Below are 21,068 nucleotides of genomic sequence, written 5' to 3'. Positions count from 1 at the left end.
CGCGATGAAGCGTTATACGGTCGGCATCGACCTCGGCACGAGCAATACGGTCGTCGCGTACGTCGAGGCCGGTTCCGACGCGATCCGCGTGTTCGACGTCGAGCAACTCGTCGGGCCCGGCGCGGTGGCCGCGCAGCCGCTGCTGCCGTCGGTGCGTTATCACCCGGCGGCGGGCGAGCTGCCGCCGGACGCGCTGCGGCTGCCGTGGGCGGCCGAGCCGAAGGCCGACACGAAGGCGGGCGCGGCCGGTGCGCCGCCGGCCGTGATCGGCCGCTACGCGCGCACGCTGGGCGCGCAGGTGCCGGGCCGGCTCGTGTCGAGTGCGAAGAGCTGGCTGTCGCACGCGTCGGTCGATCGGCTCGCGGCGATCCTGCCGTGGGGCGCGGCCGACGGCGTCGACAAGGTGTCGCCGGTCGAGGCGAGCGCGAGCTATCTCGCGCATGTGCGCGACGCGTGGGACGCGCATTTTCCCGACGCGCCGCTCGCGCAGCAGGACGTGATCCTGACGGTGCCCGCGTCGTTCGACGACGGCGCACGCGCGTTGACCGTCGAGGCCGCACGGCGCGCGAAGCTGCCGGCGCTACGGTTGCTGGAAGAGCCGCAAGCCGCGTTCTACGACTGGTTGTACGGCCAGCGCGACACGTTGCGCGAGACGTTCGCCGCGGCGCGGCGCGTGCTGATCTGCGACGTCGGCGGCGGCACGACCGACCTCACGCTCGTCGACGTCGCGCCGGGCGACGATGGCGAGCCGACCTTCACGCGCGTCGGCGTCGGCAACCACCTGATGCTCGGCGGCGACAACATGGACCTCGCGCTCGCGCGCCTGGTCGAGTCACGGCTGACCGAGCCCGGTACGCGGCTGTCGGCCGCGAGCCTGTCGCAGCTCGTCGAGCGCTGCCGCGCGGCGAAGGAGCGGCTGCTCGGCGACGACGCGCCGGCGTCCGCCACCGTCACGCTGCTCGGCGCGGGCAGCAAGCTCGTCGGCGGCGCGCGCTCGGCCGAGCTGACGCGGCAGGAAGTCGAGCAGATCGTCGTCGACGGGTTCTTTCCGCAGGTCGAGGCCGGCGAACTGCCGCGCCGGGCGCGCGCGGCGATCGTCGAATTCGGCTTGCCGTATGCGAGCGACGCGGCCGTCACGCGCCACGTCGCCGCGTTCCTGAATCGTCATGCGGAAGGCCCGCTGCCGGACACGCTATTGCTCAACGGCGGCGTGTTCCGCGCGGGCGCGCTCGCCGGCCGGCTTGCGCAGACGCTCGGTGCGTGGCGCGGCGCGCCGCTCGACGTGCTGCACAACGCGCATCCCGACGTGGCCGTTGCGCGTGGCGCGGTGGCCTACGGGCTCGCGCGTGCCGGCCATGCGCCGCGCATCGGCGGCGGCTCCGCGCGCAGCTATTTCCTCGTGCTCGACGACGGTGCGGACGATTCCGCCGCCCGCGGCGTCTGCCTGCTGCCGCGCGGCGCGGAAGAGGGGCGCGAGATCCGGCTCGACGATCGCACGTTCGCGCTGCAGCTCGGGCAGCCGGTGCGGTTCCACCTCGTATCGACGGTGGCCGACACGAAGTACCGGCCCGGCGATCTCGTCGATCTCGACGGCGGCGATTTCGTGCGGCTGCCGCCGATCGCGACGGTCGTCGACGCGAAGGCGGGTGGCGACGCGCGCGAAACGCCGGTGAAGCTCACCGCGTCGCTGACCGAGGTCGGCACGCTCGAAATGCATTGCATCGCGACCGACGACGCGGCGCGCCGCTGGTGGCTCGAATTCCAGTTGCGCGGCGATGCGCCGGGGCACGGCGACGATGCGGCGTCCGCGCGGCATCCGCGGCTCGACCAGGCGATCGAGCTGATCGAGCGCTCGTTCGGCAGCAAGGCCGCGGGCGTGACGCCGAAGGACACGCGCCGGTTGCGCGCGCAACTCGAACAGGTGCTCGGCGCCCGCGAAGACTGGGACGTCGCGCTCGCGCGCGAACTGTTCGACGCATTGCTCGCACGGGCGCGGCGGCGCCGTCGCTCGGCCGATCACGAGCGCGCGTGGCTGAATCTCGCCGGCTATTGCCTGCGTCCGGGATTCGGTCATCCGCTCGACGCGTGGCGCATCGAGCAACTGTGGCCGCTGTTCGACGACGGCATTCAATACGTGACCGATGCGCAGGTGTGGTCCGAGTGGTGGACGCTGTGGCGGCGCGTGGCCGGCGGCCTCGACGACGATGCGCAGACGCAGGTGCGCGACGCGATCGCGTTCCTCGAACCGTCCGACGACAAGCGGCGCAAGCTGCCGTTCGATCCGGCCAAGGTCGGGCCGGCCGACATGACGCGGTTGTCGGCGTCGCTCGAACGGTTGCCCGTCGCGCGCAAGGTCGAGCTCGCCGAGCGCCTGATCGTGCAGCTGCAGAAGCCGGCCGAACGCGCGTTGTGCGCATGGGCGCTCGGGCGGATCGGTGCGCGGCGGCCGTTCTACGGCAGCGCGCACAGTGTCGTGCCGGCGGAAATCGTTGGCGGCTGGCTCGATGCGCTGTTCGCGCTCGACTGGAAGCAGGTCGAGCCGGCTGCATTCGCGGCTGCACAGATTGCGCGGATGACCGGCGACCGTTCGCGCGATTTGCCGGACGATACGCGTGAAGCCGTCATCAAGCGCCTGTCGGCCGCGAATGCATCGGCGGCGTGGATCGACATGGTCCGTGAAGCGATCGCGTTCGACGAAGCCGATACGGCGCGCGTATTCGGCGAAACGCTGCCGGCGGGGTTGAAGTTGCTGGCCGATTGAAGGCACGACCGGATGCTTCGATCTCGTTCGTAGATCGAAGCATCCGGTCGCGTCAACGGTAGCGTGACGTCAGAACCCGCTACAGTCAGGCGTGCGACACCGCTTCGCGCTCCCGTTCCATCGGTTCGATTGCCGCGCCGTCGCGTGCCGCCATCGAACGCCGCGCGAGATGTATCCCCGCGAGCATGCAGCGCACCGACCCGCCGGCCAGCTCGATCGCCGGCACGTCGAGCGGCAGCAGCCGCGCGGAGCGTTCGATCACCGCGCGCTGGTCGTGCGTGAGGCAGTCGAACGCACGCCGCGACAGCGCGAGCACGCGCCCATCCTTCCCCGACAATTCCAGCGTATTGCCCGCGAAATTCACGATCTGCGCGTGGTCGAGCGCGATCACCGCACGCCCCGTTTCGGTCAGGCGTTGCGCGATCTCGCCACGGCGGCGGCTGTCGGCGATCAGGTCGAGGCCGACCATCGCGAACTCGGTCGCGACGCTCATCATCACGTTCGTGTGATAGATCGGCTTGCCGTTCGCGTCGGCCGTGTCGAAGCAGATCGGCTCGAAGTTGAAGTGCGTGCAGAAGCGTTCGAGCGCGACCGGATCGGCACGGCGCGAGCGCGCGGTGTACGCGATCCGCGCGACGTGGTCGAGGACCATCGCACCGGTGCCTTCGAGGAACACGTCGTCGTATTCGAGGCCCGAGTAATCGATCACGTCCTGCACGCGGTACTCGGCCTTCAGCATCTCGATCACGTCCGCCCGCCGCTCGCGGCGACGGTTCGGGCAGTGCATCGGATACAGCGCGACATGGCCGCCCGGATGCGTCGAGAACCAGTTGTTCGGGAACACGGAGTCCGGTGTGTCGCGCTCGCCGTGGTCGTCGAACACGTGCACGCGCACGCCCGCATCGGCGAGCGTGCGCGCGGCGGCCGTGACTTCGTCGCGCGCGGCGGCCGATATCGACGACGTGTCGCACGCACCGCCTGCGGCCGTGCGCTGGAACGCGTTGTCGGCCGCGGTCTGCGGGTTCGGCAGGAAGCGGTGCGGCCGGATCATCACGACGGCGGACGGCGCCTGGATCGATACGAGATTCATGAAGGGCGGGAGCGGAGGGAGGAAAACGGGCGGCGCAGGGGCCGCCCGCAGCTGACGGTCAGCGCGCGAACGCGGCGACGGCTTCGGTCACGAACGCCGCGTGGCCGTGCGCGATCGCGGCCGGGTCGTCGATCAGCGCGAACAGGTTCTTCGGATCGACGGCCGGCGGAATCAGCGCGATCTCAACGCCCGCGTTGTGCTGCTGCGCGAGCGCGTACAGGTAGCGCAGCGCCGAGTAATCCTCGAGCGCGAAGCCGACCGAGTCGAACACCGTGACTTCGTCCGCGCGCTCGCGGCCAGCCGTTTCGCGCTGCAGCACGCGCCACAGCTCGGTGACGGGGAAGTCGGCCGGCATCTGCTGGATCTCGCCCTCGATGCGCGACTGCGGCTCGAATTCGACGAACACGCGGCCCGCGTGCAGCACGCCCGCCTCGAGTTCGGTCTTGCCCGGGCAATCGCCGCCGACGGCGTTCAGATGCATGCCGGGCTCGATCATGTCGGCCGTGACGATCGTCGCGTATGCCTTGTCGGCGGTGACGGTCGTCACGATGTCGGCGCCGCGCACGGCGTCGGTGGTCGAGGCCGCGCGCACGACCCGCAACTTCGGGTACGCGGCGAGATTTCGCACGAGCTTGTCGGTCGCGCGCGGATCGACGTCGAACACGCGGATTTCGTCGATGCCGAGCAGCGTGTGGAACGCGATCGCCTGGAATTCGCTTTGCGCGCCGTTGCCGATCAGCGCCATCGTGCGCGAATCGGGCCGGGCGAGCGCCTGCGCGGCGAGGACCGACGTCGCGGCCGTGCGCAGCGCGGTGGTGAGCGTGAGTTCGGCGAGCAGCAGCGGGTAGCCGGTATCGACTTCGGCGAGCGCGCCGAACGCCATCACCGTGTGCATCCCGCGCGCCGCATTGACGGGATGGCCGTTCACATACTTGAACGCGAACAGCGACGCGTTCGCGACGGGCATCAGCTCGATCACGCCGTCGCGCGAGTGGCACGCGACGCGCGGCGACTTGTCGAAATCGGCCCAGTGCAGGTAGTCGGCGCGCAGCGTGTCGACGAGTTCGCGCAGGAACGTCGTGACGCCGGTCCTGGCGATCAGGCGGGCGGTGGCGGGAACGTCGAGGAAGCGAGTCATCGGTCTGTCTCCATATTCGGTGCCGGTACGGGTGTCCGGGCGTTCTGGTCGACCGGGCGGGGTGTCGGCGCGAATCCGGGCTTGCTGAAAAAGCAGCGGCGCGGCGGGTCGGCCGGTCGATGGAGTCATTATTTCCGTGAGTCGAGCCAACAAAAAGACGGCAAAAGTGGCAGATTTCTCGATAGACTTGGCAAATTGCCAGCCATTTCCGGCACTTTGAACAGTTCACGCTGGCCGGAACGGGTGGCCTCCGGCACGCTGGCGGCCGGTTCACGCTCAACAGGAAAGCCGTTCATGATCACGCTCGACGACGTCGACCGTCAGCTCATCGCGCTGCTGCGCGACAACGCGCGACTGCCCGTCGTCGCGTTGGCGAAAGAATTGCGCGTGGCGCGCGCGACCGTGCAGAACCGCCTCACGCGGCTCGAGAAAAACGGCGTGATCGTCGGCTATACGGTACGGCTCAAGCCGGCCGCCGAACGGCACCGGATTCGCGCGCTGATGTCGATCGCGGTGCAGGGCAATCGCGGCGCGGAGGTGGTGAAGGTGCTGCGCGGGCATCCGAACGTCGCGTCGATCCACAGCACGAACGGGCGCTGGGATCTCGTCGCCGAGCTGCATGCCGATTCGCTCGAACACTTCGATCGCGTGCTCGGCGCGATCCGGCTGATCGACGGAATCGCCAATACCGAGACGAGCATCTTGTTGTCGACGCACAAGGCGTGACGCGGGCGGGGCCCGCGCCACCTCTTTCGCTGCGGTCAGGCCGTGGCCGCCGGTGCCGGGAACACCGGCTCGCCGAGCGTCAGCATCAACCGGTTCGCCCACGCGAAGATCGCGATGGCGTGCGACAGGTCGAGAATCTCCTCGTGCGTCAACCCTTCGACTTCGAGCGCCGCAATGTCATCTTCGCCGATCGCGTCGGGCCGTTCGGTCAACGCGATCGCATAGCGGACGATCGCGCGTTCGCGCGCCGTCGTGCCGGCCGTCGCCGGATCGTCGAACACCTGTTCGATCGCATCGGTGCGTTTCGCGAGCTGCGCGAAGCGCTGCGCATGCACCGACGCGCAGTACACGCAGCCGTTCACGCGCGATACGGCCGTGCTCGCCAGTTCGCGCTCCGCGCGCGACAGCCCGCCGGGACCGTACATGATCGCGTTGAATACGCCCGAGCGTTGCCGCAGGATGTCGGGAAGGTGGACGAGCAGCAGGTAATAGTCGGACGTCTTCGCTTGCGGGTGGCTCGCTTCGAGCACCGCGAGCTGATCAGGTGTCGCCGTGTCGAGCGATACCGTGTCGAGCCACGCACGCCAGCCGAGCGTGTCGGACGTGAAGCCGTGGGCTGCCGTCGTCATGCGGCCTCCGCGGCACGTGCCTGAAGCGCCCGCGCGGCCGCGGCGACGCGCAACTGATACGCGACGAACGCGACGAGCTGCGACAGCGCGACGATCGCGGATGTCGTGAGCCCGGCCGATTTCAGCGCGTCGAGATCGGATGCGCGCGCGTCGGCCGGGGCGTGCGTCAGGCGCTTCGCGTGCAACAGGATCGCGCCGAGGCGGCGCGGCAGTGCGTCGAGCGCGTCGGCATCCGCCCGTTCGATGTCGTCGAGCGTGCCGCCCGCGTCGAGCAATCGGGCCCGATAGATGTCGGCCAGCGCGTGTGCATTCGACTGCCGCGCGACATACCGTGCCGTGTGCAGCCGCTCGATCAGCGAAAGATCGGGTAACGCGGGATCGAACAGCGCGGCTTCGCTCAGTTGCGTCGGCAGCAGCACCTTGTCGCGGGCGCGGCGCAGCGCGGCGACGGCGTCGCCTTCCCGCAGGCCGGCTGCCGCGTCGATCGTATCCGGCCCGGCGGCCGGCGTGATGGAGTCAGTCATCGTTTCGGTGTTCCTTCGTCGTCAAAGTGATCGAGGGCGTCGGCGTCGCGCCATTCGTCGCCCTGCAACTCCGCATTCGCGTAGGCGACGAGCGCGTCGTAGTGGCGGTCGCGATCGGCATCGAACAACCGGCTCGCAATTCCGCGTGCCAGCCGCTCTGCGCCCGCGCTGATCGCCGGGATGTCGCCGGACAGCTTGCCGTGGCTCAGGCTCGCCGCATGGTTGAAGCAATGAATCCGCGTGACGGCCGGGCACGCGCCGCGCTCGCGCTCCTGGAACGCGAACGCGGGGCCGAGATCGGGCGACTCGGCGAGCTCGTCGAGCCGCAGCGCCGGGTCCGGCTGGTAGCGATCCTTCCAGCGCCGCACGTGCGCGCCGAACGACGCGAATTCGTCGCGCGTCGTCCAGTCCGAATGAAAACCCGTCGCGAAGATCAGGAAATCGACCGTGTAGCGGCCGCGCGGCGTCGTTACTTCCAGCCCGTCCGCATGGTCGGCGAGCGTCTCGATCGGGCTGCCCGCATGAAAGTGCGCATGGTCGTGGCGCGAGACGCGCAGCACGCTGTCGCGCGGCGGCGGCGTTTGCGACGTCAGCGCGTAGTGCATGAAGCGCCACTTCGTTGCGTCGTCGAGATCGGCGTAGCCGTGCACGAGGCCCGGGCTGCCGATGCCGGTCAGCTTGTTGATGCGCGGAATGTCCGCGCGACGGAAGAACAGGTCGACGCGCGCGGCGCCCGCTTCCAGCGCGGTGCCCGCGTTGTCGAACGCGGACGCGCCCGCGCCGACCACGCCGACGCGCTTGCCCGCGAGCGCGGCGAAGTCGATCGGCTCGGACGAATGGGCCCAGCGCGTGCGCGGCGCACGTTGCGCGACCGGCGGCACATACGGGCCGCCGAGCCCGTCGCGGCCGGTCGCGAGCACGACGTGCCGCGCGAGCAGCGTCTGTGCTTCGCCGTTGCCGCGCACGTCGAGCGCGAGCAGCCCGTCGTCGCGCGGGCGCAGCGCGACGAGCGTTGTGTCGTTGCGTACCTGCAGGTCGAGCACGCGCCGATACCAGCGCAGGTAGTCCATCCATTGCGGGCGCGGGATCTTGTAGAGCGCGTCCCACGCGTCGCGACCGTATTGCGCTTCGAACCAGGCGCGGAACGTCAGCGCGGGCAGGCCAAGCGCGGGGCCCGCGAGCTGCTTGGGCGAACGCAGCGTCTCCATCCGCGCGAACGTGACCCACGGGCCTTCGTAGCCGGCCGGCGCGCGGTCGATCACGCACTGGTTGTCGATGCCGAGCAGGCGCAGCTCGGCGGAAGCCGCGAGCCCGGCCATTCCGCCGCCGACGATCGCGACGTCGAGCACGCGCACGCCGTCCGCTTCGCGCGACGGCACCCACGACGGCGCGGGCAGGTCGAGCCAGCGCAGGTCCTGCGCGAGCCGCGCTTCGAGTGCGTCGAGCTGGCTCGTCATGCGGCCTCCGGGCGCGCGCGGCGCGCACGTGTCGTTCGAACGGGGCGCGACCCCCGCTCGGTGCGCAACCGGTCGCCGCGCAGCAGCGCATCGTGCGCGGCGGCGTCGTGAAAGATCACGTCGTCGAGCAGCGCGCGCGTCGTGCGATGCAGCGCGTCGAGCAGCGCCTCGACGGCCGCCGTGCGCGTCTTGCCGGCCGGCGTCGCGACGCCGAACGCGAACGGGATGTCGACGTCGAGCGGGCGTGCGACGACGCCGTCCACCGGCAGCGCGACGCCCGTGGCCGGATCGACGATGCCGATCCCGATGCCCGCGCGCGCGGCCATCACCGCATTCAGCGACGCGTTGGTTTCGATGAACACGCGCGCATCGACGCGCGCGGCCGCGAACGCCGCATCGATCCGCTGGCGCAGCCGGTGCCGGTTCGCGACCGTCACGATGCGGTGCCGCGCGAGGTCGCGCAGTGCGATGCGCGGTTTCGCCGCGAGCGGATCGTCGGCCGGCAGCACGGCGACGCACGGCGTTTGCGCGATCCAGTGCACGTCGAGCCCGGCATGCGCCATCGGCAGCGTGACGACGCCGACATCGGCCGTGCCGGCCAGCACCTCGTGCACGACGTGCTCGGCCGATTCGCTGCGCAACTGGTAGTGCGGCGCATGCGCGTCGTCGGGCAGCGCGGCGAGCGCGGCCGGCACGAGCGTGGCCGCGAGCGACGGCGTGGCCGCGATGCGCACGGGTTCGGCGGTTTCGTCGCCGAGCGCGCGCGCCCGCGCCTCGATCGCACGCAGGCCGACCAGCGAGCGTTCGACTTCCTCGTACAGCAGGAACGCGCGGCGCGTCGGCGTGACGCGCGGACCATGCCGGTCGAACAGCGCGTAGCCGAGATCGGCCTCGAGTTCCTGGATCTGCCGCGTGACGGCCGGCTGCGAGCGGCCGAGCAGTTCGCCCGCGCCGGTCACGCTGCCGGCCGACATGACCGCGGAAAAAGCTTCGAGTTGATGCAGCTCCATGACGCGTTCCGATGATGCAATTTGCGCATTGTAGGAGCGCGAGCATGCGTGATTCATATAATGATTTTTGCTATCGACAGCGGGAAAACTGCGAAGGGCGCGATCGTCGCGGCGGCCGGTGGTGCGCGTATGCGCGCCGGTTGCGCGAGGTCGCGAGAACGAAACGCGAATCGAATCAATGCGATGCGATGCAGGCCCGTACTTCGCCTGATGCGCGACGGACAGACGACCGTTCGCGAGCGTCGCTTGCTTCGCGCCGCATGCGATATCGATATGCGCAAAACTTCGTTGGATCGTCCTGAACCGGATGGTTACATGCCCTCACTCTTTTCGACTGACTGAAGCTGGGGGACGCATGAACGTTTCGGGGAACGACGCGCGCGGCGCATGGCGACGCGTGCTGGGCACGGTGGCGGCGCTCGCTGCCGCATGGGGGCTGTCGACGGGCGGCGCGCTCGCGGCCGGCGTGTCGGGCGAGCCGGTGGTGATCGGCGTGAGCGGCCCGCTCACGGGCCAGGACGCGCAATACGGCGAGCAGTGGAAGCGCGGTTTCGATCTCGCGCTCGACGAGATCAACGGCAGCGGCGGCATTCACGGCCGGCCGCTCGCGATCGACTTCCAGGACAGCCGCAGCGATCCGCGCCAGGCAGTGGCGATCGCGCAGAAGTTCGTCGCCGATCCGCGCATCGCGATCGAGCTCGGCGATTTCTCGAGCGCGACGTCGATGGCAGCGTCGCCGATCTATCAGCGTGGGCAATTGATCCAGTTCGGCTTCACGAATTCGCACCCGGATTTCACGAAGGGCGGCGACTATCTGTGGAGCACGGCGCTGAGCCAGGCCGAGGAACAGCCGCTGCTCGCGCGCTACGCGGTGAAGGAGCTCGGCTTCAAGCGGATCGCGGTGCTGTACCTGAACACCGACTGGGGCCGCACCAGCAAGGACATCTTCGCGAAGGCGGTGACGGGGCTCGGCGCGCAGGTCGTCGCGGCCGAAGGCTACCAGCCGGCGGAGAAGGATTTCCGCTCGACGCTCGTGCGGATCGGCGCGTCGAAGCCCGATTCGATCGTGCTGATCTCGTACTACGCGGACGGCGCGCAGATCGTGCGCCAGGCGCGCACGTCGGGCGTCGCGCTGCCGATCGCGGCGGTGGGCTCCGTGTACTCGCCGAAGTTCCTCGAACTGGGCGGCACGGCCGTCGAAGGCGTCTACACCGAATCGAACTTCTTCCCGGCCGAACCGCGCCCCGAGGTGCAGGCGTTCGTGCAGCGCTATCGCGCGAAATTCCACGCGGATCCCGATTCATTCGTGGCGCGCGCGTACGACGCGCTGATCCTGTCGGCGGAAGTGCTGCGCCGCTACGGCACGACGCGCCAGGCCGCGCACGACGGCTTCGCGAAGGTCAGCGACGTGCCGAGCGTGATCTTCGGCAAGGTGCGTTTCGATCCGCAGACGCGCCGCGTCGCCGGCGCGCGCACCGTCTATCTGGTCGTGAAGCAGGGGCAGTGGGCGCTGTGGGACGGCGCGAAGCCGCAGCTCGCGGCGCGCTGAAAACCACGGACGCATCGTGATGGCTTCCTGGCTCGACTACACGCTCAACGGCCTCATCGTCGGCAACATCTACGCGCTGCTCGCGGTCGGGCTCGCGCTGATCTTCGGCGTGTCGCACCTGATCAACTTCGCGCACGGCTCGGTGTACATGGTCGGCGCATTCATCGGCTGGCTGTGCCTGACGCGCTTCGGGCTGCCGCTGCCGGTCGCGCTCGCGGCGGTCGTGGTCGGCTGCGGCGCGCTCGGCATCGCGATCGAACGGATCGGGCTGCGGCCGCTGCGCCATGCCGCGCGCATCGCGCCGCTGCTCGCGACGATCGGCATCAGCTTCATCCTCGACCAGCTCGCGCAACTCGCGTTCGGCGCGGACCCGCGCGCGGTGCCGACGCCGCTGCCCGACTGGCACGTGCGGATCGCCGGCGCGACGCTCGGTTCGCTCGACCTGCTGATCGCGGGTATCGGCATCGCGGCGGCCGCGCTGCTGTACGGTTTCCTGCGCTTCACGCGGCTCGGCTGGGCCGTGCGCGCGACCGCGCAGGATCGCGACGCGGCGCTGCAGATGGGCGTCGACGTCGATCGCGTGAACCAGACCGTGTTCGCGATCGCGTGCGCGCTCGGCGGCGTGAGCGGGCTGCTGGTCGGCATGTACTACAACAGCATCGATCCGGCGATGGGTTTCCAGGCGACGCTGAAAGGCGTCGTCGCGCTGCTGATCGGCGGGCTCGGCAACGTGCCGGGCGCGATCGCCGGCAGCCTGCTGCTCGGTCTCGTCGAAAGCTACGGCGTCGCGCTGTTCGGCACCAGCTATCGCGACCTGTTCGCGTTCGGGCTGCTGATCGTGTTCCTCGTGTGGCGGCCGAACGGCTTGTTCAGCGCGAATCGCGCGCTGCCGCCCGAGCCGATGACGGGCACCTTCCTCGCCGCCGCGAAAGCCGTGCGCGTGCCGCGCCCGGTGCTCGTCGCGCTGATCGCGGCGGCGGCCGTGCTGCCGTGGCTCGGCGCATCGCCTTACGTGCTGCAGACGCTGACGAACGCGTGGCTGTACGGGCTGCTCGCGCTGAGCCTCACGCTCGTCGCGGGCACGGTCGGGCAGATCTCGCTCGGCCATGCCGCGCTGCTCGTGATCGGCGCGTATGCGTCGGCGCTGCTGTCGTCGGATCTCGGCTGGTCGCCGGCCGTGACGATCCCGTGCGCCGGTGCGATCACGGCCGTGCTCGGCACGCTGCTCGTCTACCCGGCGTTCCGGCTGCGCGGGCATTACGTGTCGATCGCGACGCTCGGCATCGGCGAAGTGGTGAGCCTCGTGATCCTGAACTGGGACGGCCTGACGCGCGGCCCGCTCGGCATCACCGGCATCGCGCCGCTGCCGTGGGCGACCACCGCGCGCGCCGCGTACTGGTTCACGTTCGCGGTGCTCGTCGTGTTCGCGCTCGTGCAGGTGCGGTTGCTGCGTTCGCATCTCGGCCGCACGCTGCGCGCGGTGCGCGAGGACGACGTCGCCGCGCGTGCGCACGGCATCGCGCCGAACCGCTACAAGGCGATCGCGTTCGCGGTCGGCGGCGTCGCGGCGGGCGTGAGCGGCGGCATTGCCGCGCATCTGTACAGCTACATCAATCACCAGACCTTCGATTCGCAGGTGTCGATCCTCGCGCTGACGATGGTGATCCTCGGCGGGCTCGGCAACGTGCTCGGCGGCATCGTCGGCGCGATCGCGCTGATCGGGCTGCCCGAGCTGTTCCGCTGGGCGGCCGACTACCGGATGCTGATCTATGGCCTCGTGCTGCTGCTGCTCGTCCGGTTCCGGCCGCAGGGCCTGCTCGGCACGGTGTGAGGAGGAATGCGATGACCACCACTCGACCCCTGCTCGACGTGCAGGGCCTGACGCGCCGCTTCGACGGCGTGACCGCGCTCGACGGCGCGAGCCTGACGCTGGCCGACGGCGAACTGCTGAGCGTGATCGGCCCGAACGGCGCGGGCAAGTCGACGCTGTTCAACCTGATCGCGGGCGCCGACCGGCCCGACGCCGGCCGCGTGACGTTCGACGGACGCGACATCACCGGCACCGCGCCGGAACGGCTCGCGGCGCTCGGCATCGCGCGCACGTTCCAGCACGGCCGCGTGTTCGGCAACCTGAGCGTGCTCGACAACGTGCTGATCGGCGCGCATGCGCGGCTGCGCGCGGCACGGCCGGGCTGGCCGGCGCTCGGCGCGGCCGCCGAAGTGCTGCGCGCGCTCGTGCGGCCCGCGTCGGTACGGCGCGAGGAAGCGGAACTGCGCGAAGAAGCGCGCGCGATCGTCGCCGGCTTCGGCGAACGGCTCACGCCGCGCATCGATCATCCGGCGCACAGCCTGTCGTATGCGAACCGGCGGCGCGTGGAGATCGGCCGCGCGCTCGCGCTGCATCCGCGCCTGCTGCTGCTCGACGAGCCGACGGCCGGGATGAACGAGACGGAGACGGCCGAGATGCTGCAACTGATCCAGTCGCTGAAGGCGCGCGGCCTGACGATCCTGCTGATCGAGCACAAGCTCGAACTCGTGATGCGCGTGTCCGACCGCGTGATGGTGCTCGACAACGGCGTGAAGATCGCCGAGGGCGCGCCGCGCGACGTGCGGCACGATCCGCGCGTGATCGAGGCCTATCTCGGCCGCCGTCATGCGGGCGGCACGTCGGCCGATCGGACCGTGCAGGCGGCCGCATGAGCGTACTATCCCCGGAACCCGATACGACCATGACCGATGCGCTGCTGAAACTCGAACATCTCGACACGTTCTACGGACCGGTGCAGGTGCACTTCGACGTGAACTTCGAGGTCGGTCGCGGGCAGATCGTCAGTCTGCTCGGCGGCAACGCGAGCGGCAAGTCGACGACGATGAAGCTGATTCTCGGGCTGATGCGGCCGAAGCGCGGCGTCGTGCGTTTCGACGGCGACGACGTGACGGCGCTCGCGACGCCGCAGCGCGTGCGGCGCGGGATCGCGGCCGTGCCGGAGGCGCGGCGGCTGTTCAGCGACATGAGCGTGCGCGAGAACCTGCTGATGGGTGCATACACGCGCGGCGATCGCGCGGCGGTGGCCGACGACTACGAGCGTGTGCTCGACCTGTTTCCGCGGGTGCGCGAACGGCTTGCGCAGCGTGCGGGCACGCTGTCGGGCGGCGAGCAGCAGATGCTCGCGATGGCGCGCGCACTGATGGCGCGGCCGAAGCTGATCTGCATGGACGAGCCGACGATGGGACTGTCGCCGCTCTACGTCGACAAGGTGCTCGAACTGATCGACGCGATCAACCGGCAAGGCGTAACGGTGTTCATGGTCGAGCAGAACGCGAGCCTCGCGCTGGAAATCGCGCACTACGGGTACGTGCTGCAGACGGGGCGCGTCGTGCTGGAAGGGCCCGCGAAAACGCTGCTCGACGACGAGCGCGTGCGCGATGCGTATCTCGGTGGGGAGGCGGTGGCGGTGTAGTGGGCGTGGCGCGTTTCATCGCCCGGCATTCGCTGAGTGCGCGTCGCCGAGCTTGCCTTGAAGCCTGCGCTCGGGCTCTGTCCGATGCAAGTGAACCGCGTACGTGTCCCACGGGAGCTCGATATCCTGTGCCGAGAGCGCAGCCGCCTGAACCATCAGTCTGCCCGCTTCGCCACGATGATAGCCGCCGTGCGTGACGACATGGGTCAGCATCTCTTCGCGCGTCATGTATCCGTTGTCGCCATCGGTAAACAGAAAGGGAATCGATTCCGACAGCATGTCGGGTGTGGCGGTTGCCACATAGTCGAGATACCAGCGATCGAGCGTGGCGAATGCCGCGCGCAGCGCTTCCGGCTCCGGCGTGTCAGGCGTGTTGTCGGACACGAAGCCGTGACGCTCGCCGCTCAGATGCGCGGCGAATATCCGGTTCACCACGAGGCAATGGTTCATCAGCCGCAGCGCGAGATGACGTGCTTGCGCATGCCGCTCCGCGTCGAGCCCCGACATCGCCTTCAGCATTTCGTCATTGGCCCATGCCTGGTAGCGCAGCATGCGGGACAGGAGTGCGTTCGCGCTCATGGTCGTTTCCTCGTCGGGTTCACCTAATATGTGAGCTTCGTCACCATTATTTTCAGTGGGAGCCCGCATGTCCACTCGCGTTTCCAATGCCGCCGCCGCGATGCGCAAAGCCCCGCGCCAGGCTCGTTCGCGTGCGACGGTGGACGTGATCGTCACGGCCGGGGCTCGCGTTCTCGACAAGCACGGATGGGCCGGATTCACGACCAACGAGGTCGCGCAAGTCGCCGGGGTGAGCATCGGCTCCGTGTATCAGTATTTCCCGAACAAGCTCGCGTTGGTCGATGCGATTCGGCGTCGCCATTTCGACGACGTGCTCGCCGTGCTGCAGCGCGCGCATGACCGTCAGGCGAGCGCCGGGCGTCGGCTCGAAGGTCTGATCGGCGACCTGATCGCCGCGCACCGCGATTACCCTGCGCTGCACCGGGCGCTGCTCGATCTCCCCGATCCGGGCGGTGCGAAAGACGCGTATGACGCATTTCAGAAGGAATATCTGCGCCGGTATGCGCTGATCGTTGCCGCGTGTCGAGGGCGTGCGCCGGTCAAGGCCGATACGTTGACCGCGCAGGTGCTGTCGTCCGCGTTCGAAGGTGTCGTGCACAACGCGGCCCGGCGCGGGCTGCTGGGGAATCCAAAACTGAAGCGCGAGCTCGTCAAGCTGGCCGGCACTTACCTCGAAGATCACCGCTCGGCGACGGCGAATGTGCGTTCATGAGCCGACCGGAAAAATCGTAACGGATACCGAAATTCGCGGTAGATTGACGCTCTCCTGATTTCGAACACCACGGGGTTGCCGCGCCATGTTGACCTGTTCCATCCAGAAAGTCGGCTACGATTTCAATCAGCTCGATCAGCAGGGCGCGACCGACTACGCGTCGTTCGTTCACGCATTCGATGCGTTCCCTTGGGCGGCCCAGCACGTCGAATGGAACGAGACGCAGGACGGCCCGCTGCCGGCGCTCGTGCTGCAGCAGGCCGACGATCAGCGCGAGCTGTGGGTGACTGCGTTGACGGATGCGCATGCGGACGGCTTCCAGCTGAATGTGGTGTCCATGCGGATGAAGAAGGGGCTCTTCGGGATCGGCAAGGGAAAGCTGGAGCAGCACGTCGAGACGATCGACGTGAGAAGGCGCGTCGACGTCGATGCGTTGTGCCGGTTGTTCTGCGACCGTCAGTACGACGCGCTGGATCAACGGGTTGCGCGACACGCGCAGCGCAACACCGACGACGATCGGGACAGCGACGACTGAACGCGTGTCGCCCGGCGGCGTTCGATCGAGCGTACCTGCGCCGGATCCGCGGTTGTCTAAGCGTCGCGTGCGGCGTGCGTCGTCGCCGCCCGCGGAAACGTCAGCACCACCGCGAACCCGCCCGCATCGGGAAACGCGAACCCGACGCGCCCGCCGTGCGCCTTCATCACTTCCTGCACGATCGCGAGCCCGAGCCCGGACCCCGTGCGCCGCTCGCTGCCGTCCGGCGCGATCCGCACGAACGGCTGCAATGCCGCGTCCCAGTGCTCGCGCGGTATCCCGCGCCCGTTGTCGGTGACGGTCAGCGTCACCGCTTGATCCGCGTTGCCCTGGGTCGCGACCGACACGACGATGTCGTCCGCATGGCCATGCAGCAGCGCGTTGTGCAGCACGTTCGACAATGCTTCCTGCAGGCTGATCGCATCGCCGTCGATCCACGCGTGCGGCGCGTCGCTCGCGAACGCAACGGCCACGTCGCGCTCGCCGGCGAGCGGAATCGTGCGGCCCAGGACCTCCTTCGCGAGCGCGACGAGGTCGACCGGTTGCAGCGGCACGGCCTCGGTGCGATGAATCACCATCGCATGATTGAGCAACTGCCCGGTGAGCCGGCCGACGTCCGACGAGGTCGCGCGCAGCGCATCGAGCCGCGCCGCGTGACGCGCGGGGTCGGATTCGCCGTCGAGCAGCTCGATCTGCGCGTCGAGCCGCGCGAGCGGCGTGCGCATCTGGTGCGCGGCGTCGGCGATGAAGCGCTGCATCGCGTTGATCCGCTCGGCGAGGCGGTGCATCAGGCCATTGATCGACCCGATGATCGCGTCGATTTCGCTCGGCGTATCGACGGCTACCGGCCGCAGGTCGGCCGGGTCGCGCGCGGCGATGATCGCGCCGATCTGCGCGAGCGGGCGCAGGCCGCGCCGGATCGCGAGGCCGCTCGCACCGACCGCGAGCACGCTCATCAGCAGGATCAACGTCCACACCTTGAGGCTCATGTCGTTCGTCAGCTGCTGACGCGCGTTGGTTGTCTGCGCAACCGTCACGAGCGCCCAGCCGGGCGTGCTTTCCTCGGGCATGTAGCGCGCGATCGTCGCGGTGCGGATCCGGTGCCCCTGGTAGACGGCGTTCGCGAACGCGGGGCCCTGCTTCGCGGCGGCGAGCGTCGCGGGGCTCGCGAGGTCGTTGTAGCCGGCCACGACGACGCCGCGCGAATCGACCACCTTGTAATAGACGAGGTCGTAGCGCGACAGTGTCGACAGCGCGGCCACCGGCGGATTCAGCGCGAGCACGCCGCCTTGCACGTACAGGTTTTCCGCGACCTGGATCGACGCGCCCGCCAGCAACTGGTCGTACGCGCGTTCGGCCGCGACGCCCGCGTAGTAGCGCGCGATCGCCGCGAGCGCGAGCGCGCCGGTCGCGACGACGAGCGCGATGAACAGCAGCGTGCGCCCGAACAGCGTCTTCGGAAACCAGTCAATGCGCGGCAATCTGATACCCCATCCCGCGGGCGGTGCGGATCTCGACCGAGCTGCCCTGCAGCTTCCTGCGCACGCGCGTCACGTATTGCTCGACCGCGTTCGCGGTCGGCTCGTTGCCGAAGCTGAACAACTGGTTCAGCAGTTCTTCCTTCGAGAAGATGCGCTGCGGGCGGCTCGCGAGGATTTCGAGCAGCGCGAATTCCTGGCGCGACAGCGACAGCGGCTGGCCGTCGAGTTCCGCGAGGCGGCTGCTGCGGTCGATCACGAGGCCGCCGAGCGTCAGCACGTCGTTCGCGTGGCCGCTGTTGCGACGCAGGAGCGCCTGCACGCGTGCGTCGAGCTCGCGGTAGTCGAACGGCTTCACGAGGTAGTCGTCGGCGCCGAGGCCCAGGCCGCTCACACGGTCGTCGATCGCCGAGCGCGCGGTGACGAGCAGCACGGGCGTCGTGCTGCCCGACGCGCGCAGGTTGCGCAGGACCGTGAAGCCGTCCATGCCGGGCAGATTCGCATCGAGCACGACGAGATCGAAACGCTCGACGCGCAGCAGCCCGTTCGCGGTCGCGCCGTCGGTTTCGAGATCGACGGCGTGGCCGAGCCGGGCCAGGCGGCCGCGGATCGCCGCGCCGATTTCGGCATCGTCCTCCACGACGAGAATACGCATGGTGCCGTTTGCAGGTAGAGGGGTTAGGGGTTTTCCCGAGGCCGGGATGTCAGCATTTTCTCAGACTCGGTCGATAACCTGTGTCGAGCCGGAAGCAGGATGCAAGGACGGCATTAATACCAGAAATATTCAAGGAGACGGCAACATGCAGCATGTCACGGGCACGACGAACGCGCGCCGCGGCGCTACGCCGGCCCGCGCGTGGCGGCTGGCCGTTCGCCGCACGTCGACGGTGCGTGCATGACGACGTCGCCGCGTCGCCGCGCGTTGATCGCCGCCGGGCTCGGCGTGCTGGGCGTGCTCGGGGCGCCGGCGCTGGTGCGCGCGAAGCCGCGCACGGTGCGGATCTCGAAAGGCTATGGCGTGCTGTACCTGCCGCTGCTCGTGATGGAGAAGCAGCGGCTGTTCGAGCGGCATGCCGCGCGCCACGGCGTGCGCGACGTCGCGGTCGAATGGGTGCTGCTCGACGGCGGCAATTCCGTCAACGACGCGATGATGGCCGGCACGCTCGATTTCGCGGGCGCCGGCGCGCCGGGTTTCATCGAGCTATGGGCGCGGGCGCGCGGCATTCCGAACGTCGAGGTGATCGGCATCAGCGGGCTGTCGACCACGTCGCTGTCGCTCAACGCGAACCGGCCGGGCCTCGTGTCGCTGCGCGACTTCGCGCCGTCCGACCGGATCGCGGTGCCGGGCATCCGCACGTCGCTGTCGGCGGTCGTGCTGCAGATGGTCGCGAGCCGGCAGCTCGGCCCCAGGCATTTCGCGCAGCTCGATTCGATCACCGTGAACCTGCCGCATCCGCAGGCGATGCAGGCGCTGATCCGCCGCGAGAACGGCGTGACCGCGCACTTTACGTCGCCGCCGTTCTCGACGCTCGAATTGCGGCAGCCGGGCATCCATCGCGTGGTGAGCTCGGTCGACGTGCTCGGCCCGATGACGCTCGACGTCGTGTTCGCGCCGAAGCGGCTCGTCGATGCGGAGCCGGCGCTCGCCGTCGCGTTTCTCGGCGCGCTCGACGAAGCGAATCGCCTGATCGCGCAGGACCCGCGTGCGGCGGCGGCGCTGTATGCGACGTCGTCGGGCGTCGGCGTGTCGCACGACGACGTGATGCGGATGCTCGCCGCGCCCGACACGCGCTTCTCGGTGCTGCCGAACCAGCTGATGGACTACGTCGAATTCCTGTACCTGGCCGGCACGATCAAGGCGAAGCCGCGCGCGTGGCACGAGATGTTCGCGCCGATGCTCGACGACTACCGGTCGGGTTGAGCCACGCCTGCGGCCAACCGAATCCATTCATCGAACCCTGTGACGCCGGCGCGTTCGTCACGCGCGGCGCCGATTCAGCCGATTCACCGATTCAACCGATATGCAACCGATTCACGCAAGGAGCCTGAAGTGAACGCTACCGACACCCTGGACCCCGCGTCCGCCGAAGAACAGCGCATCATGTCGAAGATGGCGCGGCGCTTGCTGCCCATCCTCGTCGTGATGTTCCTGATCGCGTTCATCGACCGGCAGAACGTCGGTTTCGCGAAACTGCAGATGGTGCACAGCCTCGGGATGACGGAAGCCGCGTTCGGGCTCGCGTCGTCGCTGTTCTTCATCGGCTACCTGCTGTTCGAGGTGCCGAGCACGCTCGCATTGCATCGTTACGGCGCACGCGTGTGGCTCGCGCGGATCATGCTGACGTGGGGGCTCATCACGGTGCTGATGGGCTTCACGACGTCGATGCCCGCGTTCTGTTCGCTGCGCTTCGTGCTCGGCATCGCCGAGGCCGGTTTCTATCCGGGCGTGATCTATTACCTGACGCTGTGGTTCCCGCAGAGCTACCGCGCGAAGGTGCTCGGCATCTTCACGCTCGGCAGCGCGCTCGCGAACATGCTCGGCTCGCTCGTCGGCGGCCTGCTGCTGAGCCTGAACGGCGTGTGGGGGCTGGCGGGCTGGCAGTGGGTGTTCGTCGCGACGGGCATTCCGGCCGTGGTCGTCGCGATCGTCGTGTTCCGCGTGCTGCCCGCATCGTTTCGCGAAGCGCGGTTCCTCGACGAGCGCGAGAAGCAGATCGTCGCGGCCGCGCTGGAGCGCGAGAAGCCCGCGCAGGCCGAGCACGGCCAGCCGTGGAAGGCGCTGCTCGATCCGCGCGTGATGCTGTTCGCGGCGACCTACATGCTGATGTCGACGTCGCTGTACGGCGTCACGTACTGGCTGCCGACGATCGTGAAATCGTTCGGCGTGTCGAGCACGACGAACGGGTTCCTGAGCATGCTGCCGTGGGCGCTCGCGGTGGTGCTGCTGGTGTGGCTGCCGTCGAAGCTGCGCCGTGCGAAGAGCATCCTGCGCACGATCGCGATCGTCGCGGCGCTCGGTGCGCTCGGTTTTCTGCTGAGCCTCGTGCTGCCGTCGACGCCGCTGCGCTTCATCGCGCTCGTGCTCGGCGGCGCGTGCATCCCGCTGCTGTATCCGTGCTTCTGGTCGATGCCGCCGCGCTATTTCACCGGCGCGCGGGCGGCCGCGAGCGTCGCGGCGATCAACTCGATCGGCAACCTCGGCGGCTTCTTCAGCCAGAACCTGATGCCGTTCGCGGGCAAGGTGACGGGCACCGCGTTCGGGCCGATGATCGTGCCGATCGTGTGCCTCGCGCTGCTCGGCGTCGGCGCGCTGGTCGCGTGGACGCGCTCGGAGCGGGGGATGGTGGCGGCGCGGGCGTGATGGGGCGCGGCTTGGCCCGGGATACGTGGGTTAGGCCGAATGGCTGACTGCACGCGAA

At 69.1% G+C, this 21,068-nt stretch carries 19 protein-coding genes; 10 read left to right on the top strand and 9 right to left on the bottom strand.

Going from position 1 to position 21,068, the window contains the following annotated elements; genetic code table 11:
- Nucleotides 1-4: 4 nt before the first annotated feature.
- A complete protein-coding gene (locus DFS13_RS11595) occupies nucleotides 5-2,761 on the top strand; it encodes an Hsp70 family protein (RefSeq protein ID WP_060212780.1) in 2,757 nt (918 codons plus the stop codon).
- An 85-nt stretch (nucleotides 2,762-2,846) separates the two neighbouring features.
- On the opposite strand, the gene ctlX is transcribed toward DFS13_RS11595, so the two are convergent.
- Together ctlX and DFS13_RS11585 are read right to left on the bottom strand one after the other, a co-directional pair.
- A complete protein-coding gene (gene ctlX, locus DFS13_RS11590) occupies nucleotides 2,847-3,851 on the bottom strand; it encodes a citrulline utilization hydrolase CtlX (protein ID WP_060212778.1) in 1,005 nt (334 codons plus the stop codon).
- Between the two features lie 58 nt (nucleotides 3,852-3,909).
- Nucleotides 3,910-4,989: an ornithine cyclodeaminase gene (locus tag DFS13_RS11585; protein ID WP_060212776.1), complete on the bottom strand. Its 1,080-nt coding sequence runs from the start codon at nucleotides 4,987-4,989 to the stop codon at nucleotides 3,910-3,912.
- Nucleotides 4,990-5,283: 294 nt separating this feature from the next.
- Between DFS13_RS11585 and DFS13_RS11580 the strand changes: the two genes are divergently transcribed.
- Entirely contained in the window at nucleotides 5,284-5,715 is a 432-nt protein-coding gene (locus DFS13_RS11580; RefSeq protein ID WP_006479718.1) for an Lrp/AsnC family transcriptional regulator, read from the top strand.
- A 35-nt stretch (nucleotides 5,716-5,750) separates the two neighbouring features.
- Here the strand turns inward: DFS13_RS11580 and DFS13_RS11575 are convergent, their stop codons facing one another.
- Genes DFS13_RS11575 through DFS13_RS11560 form a run of 4 tightly spaced genes read right to left on the bottom strand, consistent with a single transcriptional unit; the run spans nucleotide 5,751 to nucleotide 9,335 of the window.
- Nucleotides 5,751-6,344, bottom strand: coding sequence for a peroxidase-related enzyme (locus tag DFS13_RS11575; protein WP_058902743.1), 594 nt, complete (start codon nucleotides 6,342-6,344; stop codon nucleotides 5,751-5,753).
- Nucleotides 6,341-6,868, bottom strand: coding sequence for a CMD domain-containing protein (locus tag DFS13_RS11570; protein ID WP_060212774.1), 528 nt, complete (start codon nucleotides 6,866-6,868; stop codon nucleotides 6,341-6,343). Before DFS13_RS11570 ends, DFS13_RS11575 begins: the two co-directional genes overlap by 4 nt.
- Nucleotides 6,865-8,325, bottom strand: coding sequence for an NAD(P)-binding domain-containing protein (locus tag DFS13_RS11565; protein ID WP_006491074.1), 1,461 nt, complete (start codon nucleotides 8,323-8,325; stop codon nucleotides 6,865-6,867). Before DFS13_RS11565 ends, DFS13_RS11570 begins: the two co-directional genes overlap by 4 nt.
- Nucleotides 8,322-9,335 (bottom strand): LysR family transcriptional regulator, encoded by a 1,014-nt coding sequence (locus DFS13_RS11560; protein WP_060212772.1) that lies wholly within the window; start codon nucleotides 9,333-9,335, stop codon nucleotides 8,322-8,324. The genes DFS13_RS11565 and DFS13_RS11560 overlap by 4 nt, the downstream gene beginning before the upstream one ends.
- Nucleotides 9,336-9,690: 355 nt before the next feature.
- Here DFS13_RS11560 and DFS13_RS11555 point away from each other — a divergent pair, with 355 nt between their 5' ends.
- Genes DFS13_RS11555 through DFS13_RS11540 form a run of 4 tightly spaced genes read left to right on the top strand, consistent with a single transcriptional unit; the run spans nucleotide 9,691 to nucleotide 14,345 of the window.
- Nucleotides 9,691-10,884, top strand: coding sequence for an ABC transporter substrate-binding protein (locus tag DFS13_RS11555; protein WP_060212769.1), 1,194 nt, complete (start codon nucleotides 9,691-9,693; stop codon nucleotides 10,882-10,884).
- Nucleotides 10,885-10,903: 19 nt separating this feature from the next.
- Nucleotides 10,904-12,715 (top strand): ABC transporter permease, encoded by a 1,812-nt coding sequence (locus DFS13_RS11550; protein WP_060212767.1) that lies wholly within the window; start codon nucleotides 10,904-10,906, stop codon nucleotides 12,713-12,715.
- 11 nt (nucleotides 12,716-12,726) lie between these two features.
- Nucleotides 12,727-13,584, top strand: a complete 858-nt coding sequence (locus tag DFS13_RS11545) for an ABC transporter ATP-binding protein (RefSeq protein WP_012493136.1) — start codon at nucleotides 12,727-12,729, stop codon at nucleotides 13,582-13,584.
- Nucleotides 13,581-14,345: an ABC transporter ATP-binding protein gene (locus tag DFS13_RS11540; RefSeq protein WP_060212765.1), complete on the top strand. Its 765-nt coding sequence runs from the start codon at nucleotides 13,581-13,583 to the stop codon at nucleotides 14,343-14,345. Before DFS13_RS11545 ends, DFS13_RS11540 begins: the two co-directional genes overlap by 4 nt.
- A 15-nt stretch (nucleotides 14,346-14,360) precedes the next feature.
- Here DFS13_RS11540 and DFS13_RS11535 read toward each other — a convergent pair whose 3' ends face one another.
- Complete coding sequence (locus DFS13_RS11535; RefSeq protein ID WP_006486114.1) at nucleotides 14,361-14,924, bottom strand: DinB family protein; 564 nt, start codon at nucleotides 14,922-14,924, stop codon at nucleotides 14,361-14,363.
- A gap of 67 nt (nucleotides 14,925-14,991) precedes the next feature.
- Between DFS13_RS11535 and DFS13_RS11530 the strand changes: the two genes are divergently transcribed.
- Together DFS13_RS11530 and DFS13_RS11525 are read left to right on the top strand one after the other, a co-directional pair.
- On the top strand, nucleotides 14,992-15,636 hold the full coding sequence (locus tag DFS13_RS11530; RefSeq protein ID WP_006495665.1) for a TetR/AcrR family transcriptional regulator: 645 nt from the start codon (nucleotides 14,992-14,994) through the stop codon (nucleotides 15,634-15,636).
- Between the two features lie 85 nt (nucleotides 15,637-15,721).
- A complete protein-coding gene (locus DFS13_RS11525) occupies nucleotides 15,722-16,171 on the top strand; it encodes a hypothetical protein (RefSeq protein WP_034202752.1) in 450 nt (149 codons plus the stop codon).
- A gap of 56 nt (nucleotides 16,172-16,227) precedes the next feature.
- Here the strand turns inward: DFS13_RS11525 and DFS13_RS11520 are convergent, their stop codons facing one another.
- Both DFS13_RS11520 and DFS13_RS11515 read right to left on the bottom strand, forming a co-directional pair.
- The gene (locus DFS13_RS11520; protein ID WP_006495663.1) at nucleotides 16,228-17,652 is read right to left on the bottom strand and encodes a sensor histidine kinase; all 1,425 of its coding nucleotides are present in this window, start codon (nucleotides 17,650-17,652) and stop codon (nucleotides 16,228-16,230) included.
- Nucleotides 17,639-18,304 carry a response regulator transcription factor gene (locus DFS13_RS11515; protein ID WP_006486117.1) on the bottom strand — a complete coding sequence of 222 codons (666 nt, stop codon included), beginning with the start codon at nucleotides 18,302-18,304 and terminating at the stop codon, nucleotides 17,639-17,641. The genes DFS13_RS11520 and DFS13_RS11515 overlap by 14 nt, the downstream gene beginning before the upstream one ends.
- Before the next feature lie 240 nt (nucleotides 18,305-18,544).
- On the opposite strand from DFS13_RS11515, the gene DFS13_RS11510 reads away from it, so the two are divergent.
- Nucleotides 18,545-19,570 (top strand): ABC transporter substrate-binding protein, encoded by a 1,026-nt coding sequence (locus tag DFS13_RS11510; protein WP_006495662.1) that lies wholly within the window; start codon nucleotides 18,545-18,547, stop codon nucleotides 19,568-19,570.
- A gap of 129 nt (nucleotides 19,571-19,699) precedes the next feature.
- Nucleotides 19,700-21,010 (top strand): MFS transporter, encoded by a 1,311-nt coding sequence (locus tag DFS13_RS11505; protein WP_027808611.1) that lies wholly within the window; start codon nucleotides 19,700-19,702, stop codon nucleotides 21,008-21,010.
- Nucleotides 21,011-21,068 lie beyond the last annotated feature (58 nt).

The organism is Burkholderia sp. 28_3 (assembly GCF_003253915.1).
Classification (GTDB): domain Bacteria; phylum Pseudomonadota; class Gammaproteobacteria; order Burkholderiales; family Burkholderiaceae; genus Burkholderia; species Burkholderia cenocepacia.
This window is presented reverse-complemented; position numbering and strand designations above follow the sequence as displayed.

Coding starts and splice junctions, on each gene's coding strand:
- DFS13_RS11595 (WP_060212780.1), top strand. CDS start 5: ATGAAGCGTTATACGGTCGGCATCGACCTCGGCACGAGCAATACGGTC.
- ctlX (WP_060212778.1), bottom strand. CDS start 3,851: ATGAATCTCGTATCGATCCAGGCGCCGTCCGCCGTCGTGATGATCCGG.
- DFS13_RS11585 (WP_060212776.1), bottom strand. CDS start 4,989: ATGACTCGCTTCCTCGACGTTCCCGCCACCGCCCGCCTGATCGCCAGG.
- DFS13_RS11580 (WP_006479718.1), top strand. CDS start 5,284: ATGATCACGCTCGACGACGTCGACCGTCAGCTCATCGCGCTGCTGCGC.
- DFS13_RS11575 (WP_058902743.1), bottom strand. CDS start 6,344: ATGACGACGGCAGCCCACGGCTTCACGTCCGACACGCTCGGCTGGCGT.
- DFS13_RS11570 (WP_060212774.1), bottom strand. CDS start 6,868: ATGACTGACTCCATCACGCCGGCCGCCGGGCCGGATACGATCGACGCG.
- DFS13_RS11565 (WP_006491074.1), bottom strand. CDS start 8,325: ATGACGAGCCAGCTCGACGCACTCGAAGCGCGGCTCGCGCAGGACCTG.
- DFS13_RS11560 (WP_060212772.1), bottom strand. CDS start 9,335: ATGGAGCTGCATCAACTCGAAGCTTTTTCCGCGGTCATGTCGGCCGGC.
- DFS13_RS11555 (WP_060212769.1), top strand. CDS start 9,691: ATGAACGTTTCGGGGAACGACGCGCGCGGCGCATGGCGACGCGTGCTG.
- DFS13_RS11550 (WP_060212767.1), top strand. CDS start 10,904: ATGGCTTCCTGGCTCGACTACACGCTCAACGGCCTCATCGTCGGCAAC.
- DFS13_RS11545 (WP_012493136.1), top strand. CDS start 12,727: ATGACCACCACTCGACCCCTGCTCGACGTGCAGGGCCTGACGCGCCGC.
- DFS13_RS11540 (WP_060212765.1), top strand. CDS start 13,581: ATGAGCGTACTATCCCCGGAACCCGATACGACCATGACCGATGCGCTG.
- DFS13_RS11535 (WP_006486114.1), bottom strand. CDS start 14,924: ATGAGCGCGAACGCACTCCTGTCCCGCATGCTGCGCTACCAGGCATGG.
- DFS13_RS11530 (WP_006495665.1), top strand. CDS start 14,992: ATGTCCACTCGCGTTTCCAATGCCGCCGCCGCGATGCGCAAAGCCCCG.
- DFS13_RS11525 (WP_034202752.1), top strand. CDS start 15,722: ATGTTGACCTGTTCCATCCAGAAAGTCGGCTACGATTTCAATCAGCTC.
- DFS13_RS11515 (WP_006486117.1), bottom strand. CDS start 18,304: ATGCGTATTCTCGTCGTGGAGGACGATGCCGAAATCGGCGCGGCGATC.
- DFS13_RS11510 (WP_006495662.1), top strand. CDS start 18,545: ATGACGACGTCGCCGCGTCGCCGCGCGTTGATCGCCGCCGGGCTCGGC.